The sequence below is a fragment of the Jutongia sp. SJQ-6 genome (assembly GCF_054161275.1).
The window spans coordinates 2,414,967-2,433,323 of record NZ_CP195314.1 but is presented as its reverse complement, the minus strand read 5'-3'; the positions used below and the strand labels follow the sequence as shown (position 1 = coordinate 2,433,323).

The window sequence follows — 18,357 nt, the reverse complement described above, 5'->3', positions numbered from 1 at the left end:
AATCACTCAAAATGCGGGGAAGATAAAATTTTTCAAATATTATTCCATCTTCCCCAAGCATCAACATTTTTTATCTCGATTTATCGTTATATGATCTAATATTAAATGCCCTCGCCAAAGAACTAACCATTTCCATAGCGTATTTCCTATCATATTTTCTATTTTTTGTCGTACTCATCCCTTCTGTTACACCTTTCTCATCATGTAATTCCAACATGGTTTTCTCAAATCCACACGCATCTCCCTGAATATCTTCGGGTTCTCCTAAACTATCAAATGTCCTTATCGCAAAATGCATTTTTGCTATATACAATTTATTGTCTCGAACAGCATTTTTTTCATTATCCTTAGTAATTTCTGTTGTTCTTTCTGCCCAACTCCTAATTGTATCTTTTACATATTGCATTGTTTCATCGCCAAACGGACTGCTCGAATAGCCTTGTACCGCCATCATCCAATAATTCCACCTATGATGTTCAAGACATGCTATAATTTCTCTCCATCCAGGATGAATTCCTCTACTTTTCTCATCTCCTACGATACTGTGATACTTAGTCAAATAATTATCTATAAAATCACAGAAAATATCCATACTCCATTTATTTATCCCCATTTTATGGTTAGCACTCAAGGTGAAATCCTTAACCATATATTCTCCTAAAACGCTATACATCACATAGGGAACAGCTATAGTCCTCGCATCACAACTTTTACGATTATACACCACTTTATAATAATCCTTTTCTTTCTGTTCACGTTTTTTATAATCATCATCCATATGTAATTCGTGACTAATTACATTAAAATAATTTTCATATAGATATTCTTTGCTATATATTTTTCTTCGCTTTCCGAACATGTTAATATGATAGTTTCTGTGCCAAGCACTTCCATATGTTTCTTTCCCAATAGTAAATTCATTTATATTTTCATCTATATTACTTTCTGGTGTGTATACAGATATCACAGGTTCATCCTGTATATTCCAACGATATCTATATTCTCTTATTTTCATAGATAATGCAATAGATTCTTCCTCATTGTCAGTTGCAATAATGATATAATTAGCATTTCTAACAATGTCATATAATTCTAATTGTATCTTTTGTTCTAAATCTGTAATGCTTTCTAACCGGTTAACATATAATTCATCTTTTGATAGCACTCCAAAAAGTTGATGAAATTTATATCCAAAAATATCAAGATCATAAAATTGAGGTTTACAATGTACATAGTCTCTGTCTTTAAATATGTCTGGACAATCACACAATATTTTATCCCTAATAACAGAGGCGTTTTTATCAACAATATACAAAGAACTATCTGAACAAATATTTTGCTCAAAGTCTTCATACTTATATGCAGCAGCAGCAGTTAAGTGTTGTTTAGTAATTTTATCACTTCTCATGAAACCGTTTACCATTAAAATATTCTTTATAATATCTGGAATAATTTTATTATCTCCTAACACAAGAATATCATGTCGAGCCTCATTATTTTTATTATTAAGATCTGACAAAAAGAGAGGATATTCCATCAATAATTCTCTTATGGCCAAATCATATTCGGAGTATGAATTAATTTTTATGTAAAAATCATCTTCAAAACGATTTATGATGGAATCCAAATACCATGGTGTAGTTGGCATAGAATCCACAATAATATCAATTTCTGAAAAATCTATTTTGTAATCAGTAATAGGTTCTAAAATTCTATACATCACATAACGTTTCCATGTTTCATTAATAATCGTAATAACCGATGTAAGGTTATCTGATTTATTATCCCCTAATGCCAAAAAATGAATCTTCTTAACATTATTTTCACAGTAATTCTTAAACCTCAAAGGATCTTCATTAAATCCATCCCAAAGATTATACAATTCTAATTCTGATATAATTTCAATAATATCTGTATTTACAATTTCTATATTTGTATTTTTATACCATTCTTCCAAAAAATACAGTTTATTCATTTCATTTCTTTGCAATACTAACTTTATTTCAACATCTATTTTGTCAACAATAGAATCTACAAACGCCTGTGCTTTCTCACTAAATTCCAAAACTATATATATATCTTTTGTTTTATCTTTTATTGAGATAGACTTTCTCGCTTTATGAATGTTAACATTCATATCTAAATCATTATATTTTTGTTTAAGCACATTAATCCTATCCTCTAATTCTCTCCTGCTCTTTTCACTCCATTTCTGTCTAATAGCACTTGCATCACCATTAAAATTTCTTATCTCACTCCAAAATTCAATACTTTCATTTATATCTTTGCCTTCAAAGCAAAAATCAGATGCATTTTTTTCATCCTTTATTTTTTCCAAACAAGGAAGAATATATGTTGCTATAATACCTTCTTCCAAAGAACTTCTATATATTTCTAATGAATATCTATATGCTTCTTCATAATTCTCATTTACAATCATCTCATATTTAGCATAAAGCATTCTTTCGTCTTTTAATTCAATTTTACAAGATAATGTTTCGATTATGCACTCAATTTCTTTATAATAATCTGACATATGAAAATCTAAAATCATATTTGCACATAACCATAAGCTTTTATTTATATAATTATCAGCGTCATACTTTTTGTATATTATATGAGTTTTTTCATTTTCAACATCCTCATCAAATTCAACATCCTCATCAAAAATATAATTTTTATAGAAATCATAAAATTCTAAAAGCAATTTCTCTTTTGAATTTATTCCAACAATAGATTTCGAAACTTCTTCCCAACATTCATAATATAAAAAATTAATAAATGAATATTCAGTATTATAGAAATCAGGTTTTTCCTTGGCAAACTCTTCTAACTCCTCTATTAAATTATCCATTGAAATCAGCGGATATAAACAAATTGTTTTTATTGTATTATCCGTAAAATCTCCACTGATTATATCTTTTTTAGTAAATTTACATCCCCAAATTATTTTTAATACATTTTCCAAATCTGTTAAACATAGTGATGTAATTATAACATCAGCAATAAATTTAGTGGTATTATTTTTACATATATCAAATTGTTTTCTTATAAGTTTTTCATACTCAAATGTGTATCTCTTTTTTTCATATATACCATCTAGCTTTTTCAGTTTTCTATTTTTGTCAAGCCCTATAGTTTTTTGATCACTTTCCAATTCGTCAAAAAAGTCATTAATTCTCTCTTCACTCTTTTGCTGATTGAATGCGTTTCCTTCCTCATAAATTCCTAATGATTTTAGTCCAACTCTTGTATATTCTTCAGAATTGAAAATAGCAACTTTGTTTTTATCACATTTTTTATTTTTAATCAATGTATTAACCATTTGAAAAAAATCCTCATTCAAATATATTATATCATATGGATACACCTCCCCCTTTTCCTTTAAATTAACCGGAGTATTACCTGGAATCGAAACAAGTTTTCTTGAAAAAAATTCTTTTTCAAGAACCTCATCTATAATTTTCTTTCTAATATGCTCTGTAGGAAACCATTTTTTCACTAAACTGGCCACCCTTTTTTCTTCTTTTTCAAATAAGCTATCATTCAATATAATATCCCTATATGATTTAACTATTGAATTTGAAGACACCTGTTTGCAAAAAATACTCCACCATGAATTGCTTTGAAAAGATACTTTATTAGTCCAATTCTGTTTTTTGGGTTTTGAAGTTATATTAATGTTGCGAATTTTTTTCCCCTTATAATCTGACTTCATAGCTTCTGATATTCCATATTTTCCAGAAACATACATATTTTCATTTAAAAATTCATCTGAAAAAAACATTCCCATACGTTTAAAAGTAAATTTATTATTTTTTTCATCTTTTTCATCTCCCGAAACATACAATTTAAATTGAAGAAACCCTTTCCTTAATTCATCGCTGGTTTGATTTAGAACAAACCAATTATGAATCCTTCTCATTAACGAATAGAATGAGTATTTCATATAAAATAAATTTTCATATTCTTTTTTTTCAAGAACATAACCTCTTTTTTCCGGAAATTCGGAAATCGTCCCTCCTCCTTTTTCATTTCTATAATTTTTATTGCCGATATCAGCCATAACCATTATCCCCTATCTTCTTTTATTGCTTGTCACCAGTTTCATCAAAATCCATGTATGTGGGCTTCTGTAATGTCCATCGCACACACATAAATTATCTTGTATTCAAATATATACATATATTCTATCATTGTTCTATTTTAAATCAATAACAATATTTTATTATCTAAACAAAATGAGCTGTGAGTCTCTTTTTTGAAATCACAGCTCATCTATTCAATTTACTATACTTAATAAATTGTTAGTATTTACATTTATACCTCTATCCAAACTACCCAATATATTTTTTAATATACAGTAATCCTCTTTTCCCATATGTACTATTAATATACGATGACCAAGTATAAGTAGCAACTCTTACTGTCAATCTCCCATCCGAATTAGCATCTGTAATGGTAAATCCACTATCTGTAACACCTATAATAGACATCGAATGCTGTCTTCCGTTAGTTCGAATATGCGAACCGACTCCTGCTGCTGTAACTGCACTTTTTAATTTATTTGCCGTCAATCTTCCAGCTGCTACATAACCCGAAACATCTCTAAACTTTCCAGGAGCACTTTTGTCATGACAGCCATACAATTTGTAGGCAATATATCTTGCATAACCGCAGCACTGACTTCCTGCCATATATACTTTTCTCCCGTTAACCGTCGCATAATTACTATTTGTATATTTTCCTCCAATCCGGTAATCACTCATTTGAGTTCCATTTACAGTAAGCAAATTTCCCGAAATGCAATATGTCGATCCTGCATTTGATACTGAACTATTATTCTGTCCTATTCCTTTTACACAACGATCCACATCAGAAGTCAATGCGAAAGCATACTTATACCCAGAAGCAACATTATATTTTATCTGTGTATAACTTCCAGATGTTCCTAATATGGTAACAGAGTCTCCCTTTGTGGATGTACCATATTTTGCCCCACCGATTCTTCTATATGTTGTAAAACTACCTCCTGTATTTCTATATGTACTGCCTCCTGTTGAAAGCAAGACAGCATTTGTTGCAATGTATCCTTTACGCGTTCCTCTCCGTGTTGGATATCCCACATAACAGTATCTTCCTGTAACAGTATACACTGTCACCTCGTCGCTTGGATAAATCCATCCAGTACCAATGGTCAACGCCGAGTTAGAGTACACTCTTGTATTCCAATTACAAATTGTAAAACATTTTCTAACAGAAGCCGCCTTCGCAACAACTACATTTTCGTCTGTATGCATATTGGGAATATTTACTCCTGAAGCCGTTAACACCAACGCCATCACTGAACATACGACCACTTTTGCAATTTTCTTGATTACACTTTTTCTCATATATATCACCTGTCCTTTCTCATATCCTACGTTGAAAATGTTCTTTGGAGCATTAATCTCTAGGGACTATTATTTCTTAGTTCCCAATTGTCATATTTATAGTTCATTTTTCTTTTCCTCCCTTCGTTTTAATCTATACATATTATAAGCAATTGCTCCTTGGGATACTTTTAATCGAATTTATACCCATATTAATTAAAATATCAATCAGATCATCATATCGAAACTTACAATTTTGTCTGCAATGCCAAACTCACATGCTTCCTTTGCTGACATATAATTATCAAATGAGGTAGCTAATGATATTTCTTCAATGGACTTCCCTGTATGTTCTGACAATATAGTGTCGATAATCTTTTTTGTATCCTCAAGCGAGGTGGCTAATGAACGAACAGTAGAGGCTGTTCCTCCCATCTGCGATTTTGATGATATCAAGGGTTCATGAATCATAACTTCCGAATAGGGCATAAGATATCTATGTCCCTTTAATCCTGCTGCAAGTAAAATTGCAGCCATACTGCAGGCCTTACTCAGACAATAAATGTTAACTTCTACAATCTTATTTAGTGATTTAATCATCTCGTACATCGCTAATCCCGCCCGAACTTCTCCGCCGCAAGAATCAACGTATATTGAAATAGCCGTATCCTTATCACTCATCAGCAACACCTGAATTTTTTGACTAAATTCCACCATCATCTCTTCACTAATCTCGCCAGTAATGTATATTTTTCTTTCGTCCGAAAACAGCTTACTTTCCGCTGTCACAAAAGAAACTCCCGTACTTGTTCTCATTAACAAATTGTTTTTTTCACGCATTCTGTATCCTTCCTCTCAATATTTATTTTTTATCTGCCTGTCATCTCATTTTCATACTCTTTAAGCAATTTTTTATACTCCTTATCCTTCAAAATTTCATATCGGTTCACAAAAATCTGCGGTTTTTTTCCTCGTCTCATTATGATTTCTTTTCCAATTTTCATATTCAACACTTCATTCAGTGGACGATCAATTTTTTCAGATATATTTCTCGCTGAAATTCGATCATTGCAGCCCATATAGACATATGTATCGCAATTATCAATAATAATTCTCGCAGCAGAATCTCCATATATATTTTCTAACTGTGCTTCACTCTGAATCAGAAGCAGTGTTGATATTCCAGCCTGACGAAATATACTTATATACTGCTGAAAGTTATTAACAGCGCCTGCACAAGCAAAGTCATCTGCAACAATCTGAATAGGTATATTTAGCACACCTCCTCTATTTTCCGCCAGTTCTATGAGTTTATTAAAAATATTTGCATATAAAATATTTAATAGATAATACAAATTAACATTACATGGTGATATATTTATAAAAATAATACTTTTTTGAGTGGCAAACTCTGAAATACTGAAACATTTTTTTTCCTTTTCTGGCGAAAGATTTTTTAAAACGTCGTCTGTAAACACCTTGTCCAATGTTGTTGCCAAAGAACCTATTACACATTTGATTGTTTTTACCGGAAGGACACTAACTGTCTTCCACATTTGTACAACAAAATGATCTGATCCACACTTTTCCTCAAAATTTTGAAATTTTTCATCCAGATTTGTCTCTACATACTCACTACCATTGTTGGTTATTTTCAACGAATGAAACATGCTGATTACATCTGTCATATTTGCTTTATTTCCTTTTGTACACTTAACATACCCAATAATGCTAGAAAGTAAACTTATAGATGTTTCGTTCCAATATGGATCCACAGATGTTGATTCCATTCTTTTACAATTTGCATACACAATATCTGTCGCTAATTGTGTTATATCCTGCCAAGATCCAACATCCAACGGATTCCAATAGCAATTAGATAGTTCTGGATACGAAAAATCCAACTTAAGAACTTGATAATTTCGATTTTCTAACATACGATGTGTCAAATCATAAACTCGATTTTTTGTTGTGGTAACAATCAAATTAGAATTTTGGGCTTCTATTAGTCGCTTTAAAACAATAGAATATGTCTTTCCAGAGCCACTTCCTCCTGCAACTAAAACATTGTTGTTCACACCAGTTATATCACAATTAGTGGAATATTCTATACCACTTCCTAATACCATTTTATCGTAGTTTTTACCAACCATCTTTTTGCATCTTCCTTTCTTTGAACATTTAGTATTTTGTTGCAACAACTCCAAATATAATCATTAAATAGAGTTTTCTGTAATAAATTTACATATTTTCTGTTTCATCAAGAGCCTCCTCTCGTATTGCCTGAATAATAAGAATATAAACTTCCGTAAGGCCTATAAATAAAAAAATAAGAAAAACACCTATTACAGCATACATATTTTTCAATAATAGTTCCTCAAGCCATCCATCATAATCTCCCCAAGGGTATATCATTCCATGAAGTATTTTAGAACCACACCATCCATATATTAATGATGTGACCGAATGCCATACTAAATATTCAATAAAAGATGAAACCCCTTTTTTGTATTTCAATGCAGTTAAAATAGTTATTCCTGCCCACACGGTAAGAACTATGTAGCAAAATAACACCTCTTGCTTTCCTATCATTGTAATAACATCCATTATTCCCGCACCTAGACTAAGTGCACAAACAACAATAATAATCAAAATCATGCAAAGCGTATTTTTAAATCCGTAGTCTCCCATATCCAATCACCTGATCCTTTCATAAATAATTACTTTTGTTATCTATGATTAAACTATACTTCTTTTTGACGCAGATTAAATTAATTAAACCGTTTATGATAATAACTAAATTTCTTCGCACTATTAATCGTTATATCCCATACTGCACTATTACAAAAAAATCAGCACTACTGATTTACACAGTAAATGCTGATTTTTGCAGTCATTTTTATTGAATTGTATCTATAGCAAATTTTACGCCTTATTCCTGAAATATTAGATCCGAAAAGAAAATATTTTGCGTAGAAGATTCAATGGTCAATATATCATTGTCCCACTCCTTATTATCATGGCTCAAAACCTTTTTTAAAATAATGTCATTAATTCGTGATAGGTCTTTTTCATTTACCATTGCAACTTTCATGCATACGGGAGCAAGTACAGGAGATGTTGCCATAAATAATCCTATATATCTATCTAATTCCCCGACTGATTTCACAAGTGATATTTCAACTTGTTCTAAAGAATGTTTATTTTTTAAATGTATAAAAATATTACTGTCCTCCTCTTTGGTATATCCAGTATATTCATAGTCAAATTTTCCTGTAGTTTCACGAACATTATTAAACATAATTGTACCAGATTCCGTAAATGTTATTTTCGATACAATCCTTTTCTTATCCATTAATTCCAAAAAAGAATAATACACAATCCAATAGCTCCGATTAATCAACGACATACTTTGAGGTGTTGTCAACATTGATAATATTTTATCATATGATGCATCAAAGTATTCCATATTCGCAGTGACATAATTGATTTTACGAAAAGCTTTTATTTCCTCAGGCAACTCCATTGGCCACTCGAAGGATCTCATTTTAACTGGAACAATATTTTTTCCATACATTAAACTTGTCGATATTTCTTTCCGAACCCAATCATTATCTGATTCACAACATCTCTTCATGCTTTCAGGTGATAAAATAACGATCACATCTTTACACTCTTTAATTACTTCCAACAATTTTTCATCATATTTTCCCTGACGCAAAGATGAAACATCATAAAATACATTGCATCCTGTATTTTTAAGTTTTTCATACAGAAAACAAGCTAATGCTTCACCACCCTCTCGACGATAGCTTATAAAAATATCATATTTCATATCTATTTTTCCCCCTGAACTAACTTAAGGCAATACCGCACAAAATATCTACCAGTATAATATCGTAATCCTTTAATAAAAACAACAAATATATTATACTTTGCAAAAAGCATCCCATGAATCTCTCCACAGGATGCTCCCTCTTCCGGCTTATCTCTTCTTATCGAAACGGTGTATCCCTTGCCTCCTGCCAGCCGTCATGCCCGGCACTTGGTTTTGTCTGTTCCTTTCCCTCACCGCTTTTCTGCTTTTCCTTACTTTCCTCAAAGGACTTTCTTATTGCACCGTAGAGCTTTTTCCGAAATTCCTTTGTCACCGGAAAGCAGATATCCTGATAGATACTCTTTCCCTGTTCATCCGTCTGCTTCGTCTTATAGGACGGCATCGCTACAAAGAGTCCATTCTTCCCCTGTAAAAGCGATACATTGTTGATCACAAAACAGTCCTCCAGATAGATCCTGGCAAGTCCCTTGAGATTGCTTCCATCCCGTTCAAACGGTGCCGCTTTCACCTGAAACTTTAATTCCGGCTTCTTATCCTTATCTGCCTCATAGATTTTAAGCTGCAGGCGGTTCTCTTTCTCCTGCTGTACCTGCTCATAAGCCTTTAAGATCCCGTCATAGAGCTGTTCCCGAAATTCCTTTGTGATCGGATGACAGATATCCTTATAGCCGCTGTCATCTTTGCTACTCGCATACCTCGGCATGGATACAAAGCACTGACCATTCTTATTCTCGATCACTGCGATATTGCTGACCTTGAAGCTTTCCTCAAACACCACCGATGCAAATGCACGGATGTTTCCCTCTCTTTTTTCTAACTGATTTACTGTAATCTCCATATTCATATTAATCACCATTCCTTTCTTCTGAAACCGCCTGATCATCTGTCCCCTTCACCGGCTCGCATTTCACGACGAAACGGTTGGTACCGTGGTTTGCACAGGTAAAAAGCGTCAGGCTCTCTCCTGCGGTCGGCTCTGTCACCCACTCATCGTAGGGATTTACGACTTTTGTCCCTGTTACCGTGTATTCGTGCTTTTCCCTGCTCTTATTCGTAAGAAACACCTTTGCCCCGGCTTCGATGTTGCTTAGATAAGTAAAATACACGCCCCGGCGGCTGCCATTATGCCCGGCAAGGACACAGTTGCCTTTGCTGCATGGCTCCGCCGTATTTGTCATATGACCGATTCCCTCATTTAGCTGCACGCTGCCTGCCCCTTCAAATACCGGATATTTGATGTCTAAGCTCGGTATCTCAATGATCCCGATAACACCCTCTTTCGATAAAAGGGACGCTTTCTTTTTATGATCCCCTTTGTTCTCTTTCTCATTGTCCTGTTCCTCCTCAAATGCCTCGATATAACGGTTATTTCTCTCCTGCTCCTTCAGCCGCAGAAGAAAGGGGACTGCCACAATGGCAATCCCCAGCAGGATCAGTATCATGTCTTTTTTTATTCGTTTTCTCATCGGTAATCCTTCCTTTCTCCATAGGGATATTCCTGCTCTGCCACCTGTCCGGCTTCGTGGTATCTATCCTCTGTCATGGTTTCTGTGTTCTCCTCCGTCAGCGGTTTATTCTCCAGATCAAGCATGGTATTGAGTTCAAACTGTCTGGCGGTTTTGCTTTTCAGTTCTTCCTCATAGGCAAACGGCTTTTCGTATTCTGCCTTTGCCTGCTCCATGTCACGCCGGTACTGCTCTAACTTCTTCTCCAGAAATTCGATGTTTCCATCCATTCCGTTGAAGCAGTTTTCCAACTTGACCATGCATCCCACCGGGGAGTTGGACATCTCCACCTTATAATCCGTCCGCCCGTGCAGGATCAGATAATTCACGCCGATAAAGTTTTTCTCCACCCGCACTTCAAAGCCCCGGTACTCGCCAATGGCTGTCGTCTCGCCAACCTTACACCTGCTGACGGCAGATAATACGGCGTTTCCGCCATCTGCACGCTCATGAAATGCCACGTTTCCTATCCGGATAGCAAACTCCTCGTCCGCGTCAAGCACCTGTCCATCCCGCATCCTGATATCTGCGTGGACACAGTTTAACTTTTCTTCTGCCGCAGCGATGAGCTTTGGAAACTTGATCATAAACTGATCCTGCAGGCTGTAATGCTGGCTGTCATAGGATGCTTTTAACATCTTGAGCCGCTGCACCTCATTGTCTATTTCCATCTTTTCCCGGATCAATGGATTTCCGGTTGCCACTGCCTTGATCTCGGCATAGGACAGTGTTGCCTCGTCGATATCCTCGCAGCTTCTGGAAATGGACCTGCTGGTCATCACCTGTGAGATAAAACGCTGTTTGTTCCCCACAAGGCTCCAGCTGTAGGCATCAAAGGTTTGTTTTGTCACATAGCGGTACACTGCCACTTCGCTGTTTTCATTTCCCTGCCTAAGCCCCCTGCCCTCTCTCTGCTCGATGGATGTAGGACGGATTTTGCGGACATTCAAAATAAAAAAGAATGTGGAGGTAACAGACAATGGCAAAATCATTATTTGAGGAACTGGGCGGCAAATACGAAAGGCAAGGGGATTATTTGATACCGTGCTTAACTGTACCCGCCGAAGAAGAACAGGCAATAGGCATCTGGGGGCAACGGCATTTAGATTATCTAAAACAGTACCGTAAAGTTACATACACCAATCTTCTTACAAGCGGCAGGCTAAACGCCTACCTTGCCGACATCAACAGACAGGCACAGGAACGCTTTGAAAGGCTCATAGAGGGTATGAAACAGGCACAGGGCATAACGGAACAGCTAAAGGCAGAAAACGCCTTAGAATGGACAGGATGCCTCAATAACATAAGGGCTTGTGCGAGGGAGATTGTGGAAAAGGAAATTATTTTTGCATAAACAGATGATTAGTGGCAGGGGGAAATCCTGCCGCTTTTTCTGCTTTAGTTTGTCAGCTTGACAAATAAAGGGTTAAGGAATATAATTAGATTCAGTATTATACAAGGAGTTAATAAATATGCGGCAAGGTATTCTTAAATAAACTGTCAATTTGATAGTGGGAACAAAAAGTAGCAGTCTCGTTTCACTTTTAATATGGGGCTTAGTTTTTTGTACCCAGTTTAAGAATACTTTTATCATGTAATTTTATATGCCCGAAAACATATAAGTGTTTTGGGGCTATTGGAGTTATTTACCCAGTGATAGGAGTATTTATCACTGGGTATTTTTATGCCCTTTTTTGGGTGTTGATAGGAGGAAAATCACATGAAAATAATTAACTTAGGCATTCTGGCTCACGTTGACGCAGGAAAGACAACATTAACGGAAAGTTTATTGTATACCAGTGGTGCAATTGCAGAACTAGGGAGCGTAGATGAAGGCACAACAAGGACAGATACAATGAATTTGGAGCGTCAAAGGGGAATCACTATCCAGACAGCAGTGACATCTTTTCAGTGGGAGGATGTAAAAGTCAACATTATAGATACGCCAGGCCATATGGATTTTTTGGCGGAAGTATACCGTTCTTTATCCGTATTAGACGGAGCAGTATTATTAGTTTCTGCAAAGGATGGCATACAGGCACAGACCCGTATACTGTTTCATGCACTACAGACAATGAAGATTCCGACAATTTTTTTCATCAATAAAATTGACCAAGAGGGGATTGATTTGCCAATGGTATATCGAGAAATGAAAGCAAAGCTTTCTTCGGAAATTATAGTGAAGCAAAAGGTTGGGCAGCATCCCCATATAAATGTAACGGACAATGACGATATGGAACAGTGGGATGCGGTAATTATGGGAAACGATGAACTATTAGAGAAATATATGTCAGGGAAACCGTTTAAAATGTCAGAACTGGAACAGGAAGAAAACAGGAGATTCCAAAACGGAACGTTATTTCCCGTTTATCACGGAAGCGCTAAAAACAATCTGGGGATTCGGCAGCTTATAGAAGTGATTGCCAGTAAATTTTATTCATCAACGCCTGAAGGTCAATCTGAACTATGCGGGCAGGTTTTTAAGATTGAATATTCAGAGAAAAGGCGGCGTTTTGTTTATGTGCGTATATATAGCGGAACATTGCATTTGAGGGATGTTATTAGAATATCTGAAAAAGAGAAAATAAAAATCACAGAGATGTGTGTTCCGACAAACGGTGAATTATATTCATCCGATACAGCCTGCTCTGGTGATATTGTAATTTTACCAAATGATGTTTTGCAGCTAAACAGTATTTTGGGGAACGGAATACTGTTGCCGCAGAGAAAATTTATTGAAAATCCTCTCCCTATGCTCCAAACAACGATTGCAGTAAAGAAATCTGAACAGCGGGAAATATTGCTTGGGGCACTTACAGAAATTTCAGATGGCGACCCTCTTTTAAAATATTATGTGGATACTACAACGCATGAGATTATACTTTCTTTTTTGGGGAAAGTGCAGATGGAAGTCATTTGTGCCATCCTTGAGGAAAAATATCATGTGGAGGCAGAAATAAAAGAGCCTACTGTTATATATATGGAAAGACCGCTTAGAAAAGCAGAATATACCATCCACATAGAAGTCCCGCCAAATCCTTTCTGGGCTTCTGTCGGGTTGTCCATAGAGCCGCTCCCTATTGGAAGCGGAGTGCAGTATGAAAGCAGAGTTTCACTTGGATATTTAAATCAATCGTTCCAAAATGCGGTTATGGAGGGGGTTCTTTATGGCTGCGAGCAGGGGCTGTATGGATGGAAAGTGACAGACTGTAAAATCTGTTTTGAATATGGATTGTATTATAGTCCTGTAAGTACCCCCGCAGACTTTCGGCTGCTTTCCCCTATCGTATTGGAGCAGGCTTTAAAAAAAGCAGGGACAGAACTATTAGAGCCATATCTCCACTTTGAAATTTATGCACCGCAGGAATATCTCTCACGGGCGTATCATGATGCTCCAAGGTATTGTGCAGATATTGTAAGTACTCAGATAAAGAATGACGAGGTCATTCTGAAAGGAGAAATCCCTGCTAGATGTATTCAAGAATACAGGAACGATTTAACTTATTTCACAAATGGGCAGGGAGTCTGCTTGACAGAGTTAAAAGGATACCAGCCAGCTATTGGTAAATTTATTTGCCAACCCCGCCGCCCGAATAGCCGTATAGATAAGGTTCGGCATATGTTCCACAAGTTAACTTAACAGCTTGCAAAAGTCATATAAAATGAGATTTGAAAGGATTAGAGACTAATTATGATGAAATGCGAATGGATATTGTGTCCTGTTTGTGGGAACAAAACCCGTAATAAAATTAGGAAGGACACTGTTTTGGAGAATTATCCCCTTTATTGTCCAAAATGCAGACAAGAAAGATTGATTAAAGTTGACAACTTGAAGATAACTGTCATCAAAGAGCCAGACGCTTAAGACGCAGAGCCGATGAAATTGTGGAACAATTCACGAATCATCGGCTCTTTTTGTTTCGTATTTGAAAGAACAAACTCACCAAATAAAAAAAACGATATTCGGGTGGGTTATTTTGTTATACCCTAAATTACCCTCTGAATTTGTTTTTAAATTTGGAGGGATTTTTTTATGTCCTTTTTTCGGGCAGTTATCTATCTGCTCATACGAAGCAAAATTTATCAATACATAGCATATCAGAGAACGGCAGGAAACCAGTTAAAAAAATTTCTGCCTATGCAACGGCACTTCCTGCCTTGAATGTAGAAGTACAATCTCCATACAACAGAATTAATATTTCCCATAACCGTAAAGGTCATAGAGCCTTTGCGGTTTTTCTTTTGTCGATTTTTGTTGGAAAGTGCCATAGGGCTATTAGTGGTGTTAGGTGTCGTTCGCCACCTCTCCATCTGGATTTTGAACATTTCAAAAATTCAGATGGGAGGTACTTACAGTGAAATACGCACCGAGAAAGGTATATATCAAGGAAAGCGGCAGATATGTGGAACTGTCCTATACGGATTTCTGCCGCCGCAGGGAATCCGACCAGACCTATATGGACAAGCTGTTTATCCCCATTCAAGGCTGTCTGCTTGAAGTCGTGAGGGAGCAATACACGGACTTCTACCGAGATAAGGAACGGTGGCGTTATCTGCAAAAATTAGATACAAAGAATAGACTGCTATCTCTCGACGGATTTACGGACAGCGAGGGGAAGCCTTTAGACTTTATCGCTGATGAAGCGGCAGACATTGCGGAAACCGTTGTCAATGCGGTTATGGTGGACAGGCTGAAAGCCGCCCTGCCTTTGCTGTCGGATAGTGAACAGGAATTGATACAGGCAATCTTTTTTGACGGACTTTCTGAGCGTGAAGTCGGGGCGAGGTTCGGCATAACCCAGAGCGTTGTGAACAAACGCAAAGCCAGAATCCTAAGAAAACTAAGAAAGATAATAGAAAATTAAAATTTAAGGCGTTCAGCCCCCTTGTTTTTTCCTTTGGGAAAATGAGGGGGTTTTTCTCTGCCCTCTCAATCAATTCTGATTGGAGGAAAAGAAGCATGGCATATAACCACGGACGGGAGGACAGGAAATGGCGTATCTGGAAAGAAGCGGAGGAAAAGCTGCTGCGTGAGTGCGGCGTTGATGAAGCGACCATTGAGCAGATACGCATTGCGGACAGGGCAGACTTCAATTCCAACAGGCGGTTTTACCGATGGACGAATGACATTGCGGAATACCTTGAGGACATGGCAGACAGGGAGCGGCAGACGGAAGTGGGTACGGTTGCGGAGTTACTGGACGAGATTGAGAGCGAAAATCTCTATCAAGTATTAGTCGCGGTGGACGGGCGTACCTTGAAAATCGTCCTGCTGAAAATGCAGGGGTATTCCACAAAGGAGATTGCCCCGCTCGTGCATTTGACGACTGGTGCCATCTATGCGAGGTTAGACCATCTGCGGAAGAAGCTACGAAAATTTTATAGCGTCTAAAACAGCCTGCCGTCCTGCGGGCTACTGGGTGAGGGATGGAAATCCCCTCACTTATTTTTTGCAGGAGGCAAGCGGGATGGCATACAGAGTTAAGGCGTACACGCTTCGGGAGGAATCCACGGAAAGCGGCACAAGGTATTTTATCAGCTTTAAGGACGGGCAGGGCAAATCCCACGAGTTGGAAGTGTCGGAACAGTTCTTTATGGAGTTTCGGCAGATGGAACGCAGGAACAGGAATCTCCTCCAATGGGACGAGCGGCACAGGGAGTTTTCGGAAGTATGGGACGAAACGCTGAACAGGCGGGCGTTGAAGCTGCCTAAGAGCATAGAGGAACAAATGATTGAGGCAGAACGGGCAGAACTGCTCTGTAAGGCGGTTGACGGACTGCCAGAGATACAAAGGCGGCGTTTCCTGCTCTACTACGAGTATGAGTTCAATTTTTACCAAATCGCCGCTATGGAGCATTGCACCGCTTCGGCAATACAGAAATCTGTTGCGATTGCAAAGGAGAAAGTAAAGGCGGAAATGAGGAAGTATCTCCAACCGTGACCGACACCGCCCGAAAAAGAAATCTGTTTTTTATTTGTGTGGGATTGGCGGCATTACATACTCTCACTTTTTCTTCGTGGGAGTAAATCTATTTTTAAGGAGGTCAACGCCTATGTGCAACGAAAACAAAAACACCGCCCGAAAGGAGGAAAGCCATGCAGAAGTTACAGACAGTCAACGCCGAAACGCTCCTTTATGAACCGCTTGAGAAGCCGTCCTTTGTGGTGGACAGCCTTATCCCCACAGGCTTGTCGCTGTTCTGCGGCTCACAGAAGATAGGAAAGAGCTGGCTCATGCTGAAGCTATGTTTATGCGTGTCGCAGGGACTTCCCTTGTGGGATATGCCGACAATGGAGGGCGACGTGCTTTACCTCTGCCTTGAGGACACGTTCTGCCGTATACAGGACAGGCTGTTCCGATTGACGAACGAAGCGAGCAGGCGGCTTCACTTTGCCGTGGCAAGCTGCAAGCTGTCAGACGGTCTTATCGTGCAGCTTGAAGATTATCTGAAAGATTACCCAAACAGCAGGCTTATTGTCATTGACACTTTGCAGAAAGTCCGTACAGCTTCAAAAGACAATGCCTACGCAAGCGACTATGGGGACATCTCACTAATCAAAGACTTTGCCGACAGGCATTCATTGGCGGTCATTGTCGTACACCACATCCGAAAGCAGAATGACAGCGATGTGTTCAACAAGGTGTCTGGGACGACAGGCTTAACGGGGAGTGCGGACGCTACCTTTGTTCTGGAAAAGGAGAAACGGGCATCCGACACCGCCAAGCTGTATGTGACGGGCAGGGACACGCCCTATCAGGAATACACGCTGCGTTTCCGTGATTGCAGTTGGGAACTTGTGGAGAGAAAAACGCAGGAGCAGCTTGCGAAAGAAACGATACCAGACGTCCTTTTTCGGTTGGTGGATTTTATGAGGGATAAGGAAGAATGGGCAGGCACGGCAACGGAGCTGTTAGCCGCTATGAGGGAAACGGAAACCATACCCACGGTGATTACGAAATGGCTCAATGAATACCGCACCACATTTTTAAATGAGAACCATATCGTTTATCAGTACAGCCGCAAAAAACACGGCAGGCAGATTTCGCTTGCAAAGCGGGCGGGTGACAGCGGTGACGGTGGTGACAGCGATATTGGGATACCCCCTGTTACTGTCATTGACGCTTAAAGCCGTGTAAAGCTGGCGACTCTGCCCTGCGGGTGACAGCGGTGACGGCGGTGACAGTGATTTTAGGATACCCTGCCGCTGTCATCCCTGCGGGAGAACACCCCGTAAACGCAAAGTGCAGGCGTAGGATTTACCCGCCCTTTTCGGCGTGTAAAACCACCCCTGCGGTCAGAAAAATCCTTCCGATTTTTCCGACTGCGTTTACAGGGTGTAACACACTACACTTTGCCCTGCAAAGTCGTGTGCCAGACGTTCCCTCTGGACTCCCTTATGGCAGGTCTTACGCCCTGCTTATCCTACGCTCCACGCTTCGGATAAAAGAATGGCAGCATGACGGTGACGGCTCTTGCGAGGGGGTATTCCAAAAACACCGTCATCATCGACATGACCGTCATGCAGGGAATAAGGGTGACAGTTGAGGCAGTCGGTAGGGGGTATCCCAAAACTGCTGTCACCGCCGTCACCGCTGTCACCCAAAGGGCAGTTTACCCGCCGAAGAAAGGAAGATGATGA

The 18,357-nt window shown here is 38.2% G+C and carries 17 protein-coding genes; 8 read left to right on the top strand and 9 right to left on the bottom strand.

Translation table 11 applies throughout. The features are described from left to right. Window positions 1–70: 70 nt before the first annotated feature. From ACSAJE_RS11105 to ACSAJE_RS11065, 9 genes are all read right to left on the bottom strand, one after another. Window positions 71–4,066 carry a hypothetical protein gene (locus tag ACSAJE_RS11105; protein ID WP_458009081.1) on the bottom strand — a complete coding sequence of 1,332 codons (3,996 nt, stop codon included), beginning with the start codon at window positions 4,064–4,066 and terminating at the stop codon, window positions 71–73. 271 nt (window positions 4,067–4,337) lie between these two features. Next, window positions 4,338–5,393 carry a hypothetical protein gene (locus tag ACSAJE_RS11100; protein WP_458009080.1) on the bottom strand — a complete coding sequence of 352 codons (1,056 nt, stop codon included), beginning with the start codon at window positions 5,391–5,393 and terminating at the stop codon, window positions 4,338–4,340. Window positions 5,394–5,600: 207 nt separating this feature from the next. After that, complete coding sequence (locus tag ACSAJE_RS11095) at window positions 5,601–6,212, bottom strand: ClpP family protease (RefSeq protein WP_458009079.1); 612 nt, start codon at window positions 6,210–6,212, stop codon at window positions 5,601–5,603. Window positions 6,213–6,241: 29 nt separating this feature from the next. Next, window positions 6,242–7,570, bottom strand: a complete 1,329-nt coding sequence (locus tag ACSAJE_RS11090) for a type IV secretory system conjugative DNA transfer family protein (protein WP_458010070.1) — start codon at window positions 7,568–7,570, stop codon at window positions 6,242–6,244. A gap of 43 nt (window positions 7,571–7,613) precedes the next feature. Further along, complete coding sequence (locus tag ACSAJE_RS11085) at window positions 7,614–8,063, bottom strand: hypothetical protein (RefSeq protein WP_458009078.1); 450 nt, start codon at window positions 8,061–8,063, stop codon at window positions 7,614–7,616. A gap of 241 nt (window positions 8,064–8,304) precedes the next feature. After that, on the bottom strand, window positions 8,305–9,207 hold the full coding sequence (locus ACSAJE_RS11080) for a toll/interleukin-1 receptor domain-containing protein (RefSeq protein WP_458009077.1): 903 nt from the start codon (window positions 9,205–9,207) through the stop codon (window positions 8,305–8,307). A gap of 160 nt (window positions 9,208–9,367) precedes the next feature. After that, window positions 9,368–10,093 (bottom strand): SpoVG family protein, encoded by a 726-nt coding sequence (locus ACSAJE_RS11075; RefSeq protein ID WP_458009076.1) that lies wholly within the window; start codon window positions 10,091–10,093, stop codon window positions 9,368–9,370. Next, on the bottom strand, window positions 10,056–10,676 hold the full coding sequence (locus ACSAJE_RS11070; RefSeq protein ID WP_458009075.1) for a class D sortase: 621 nt from the start codon (window positions 10,674–10,676) through the stop codon (window positions 10,056–10,058). Before ACSAJE_RS11070 ends, ACSAJE_RS11075 begins: the two co-directional genes overlap by 38 nt. Next, complete coding sequence (locus tag ACSAJE_RS11065) at window positions 10,673–11,695, bottom strand: hypothetical protein (RefSeq protein WP_458009074.1); 1,023 nt, start codon at window positions 11,693–11,695, stop codon at window positions 10,673–10,675. The genes ACSAJE_RS11070 and ACSAJE_RS11065 overlap by 4 nt, the downstream gene beginning before the upstream one ends. Here ACSAJE_RS11065 and ACSAJE_RS11060 point away from each other — a divergent pair. The 8 genes from ACSAJE_RS11060 (at window position 11,695) to ACSAJE_RS11025 (ending at window position 18,354) form a co-directional block, all read left to right on the top strand. Next, a complete protein-coding gene (locus tag ACSAJE_RS11060; protein ID WP_001129922.1) occupies window positions 11,695–12,069 on the top strand; it encodes a TnpV protein in 375 nt (124 codons plus the stop codon). The genes ACSAJE_RS11065 and ACSAJE_RS11060 overlap by 1 nt on opposite strands. A gap of 366 nt (window positions 12,070–12,435) precedes the next feature. Further along, window positions 12,436–14,355, top strand: coding sequence for a tetracycline resistance ribosomal protection protein Tet(O) (gene tet(O) / locus ACSAJE_RS11055; RefSeq protein WP_118303953.1), 1,920 nt, complete (start codon window positions 12,436–12,438; stop codon window positions 14,353–14,355). 51 nt (window positions 14,356–14,406) lie between these two features. Next, window positions 14,407–14,580 (top strand): cysteine-rich KTR domain-containing protein, encoded by a 174-nt coding sequence (locus ACSAJE_RS11050; protein WP_008724758.1) that lies wholly within the window; start codon window positions 14,407–14,409, stop codon window positions 14,578–14,580. A 490-nt stretch (window positions 14,581–15,070) separates the two neighbouring features. Continuing rightward, window positions 15,071–15,580 carry a sigma-70 family RNA polymerase sigma factor gene (locus tag ACSAJE_RS11045; protein ID WP_458009073.1) on the top strand — a complete coding sequence of 170 codons (510 nt, stop codon included), beginning with the start codon at window positions 15,071–15,073 and terminating at the stop codon, window positions 15,578–15,580. A 95-nt stretch (window positions 15,581–15,675) separates the two neighbouring features. Further along, window positions 15,676–16,107, top strand: a complete 432-nt coding sequence (locus ACSAJE_RS11040; protein ID WP_002596253.1) for an RNA polymerase sigma factor — start codon at window positions 15,676–15,678, stop codon at window positions 16,105–16,107. 76 nt (window positions 16,108–16,183) lie between these two features. Next, window positions 16,184–16,657 (top strand): RNA polymerase sigma factor, encoded by a 474-nt coding sequence (locus ACSAJE_RS11035; protein WP_002596254.1) that lies wholly within the window; start codon window positions 16,184–16,186, stop codon window positions 16,655–16,657. 155 nt (window positions 16,658–16,812) lie between these two features. Further along, window positions 16,813–17,844 (top strand): AAA family ATPase, encoded by a 1,032-nt coding sequence (locus ACSAJE_RS11030; protein WP_002596255.1) that lies wholly within the window; start codon window positions 16,813–16,815, stop codon window positions 17,842–17,844. A gap of 330 nt (window positions 17,845–18,174) precedes the next feature. Further along, a complete protein-coding gene (locus tag ACSAJE_RS11025) occupies window positions 18,175–18,354 on the top strand; it encodes a hypothetical protein (protein ID WP_004613323.1) in 180 nt (59 codons plus the stop codon). The last annotated feature ends 3 nt before the right edge of the window (window positions 18,355–18,357 follow it).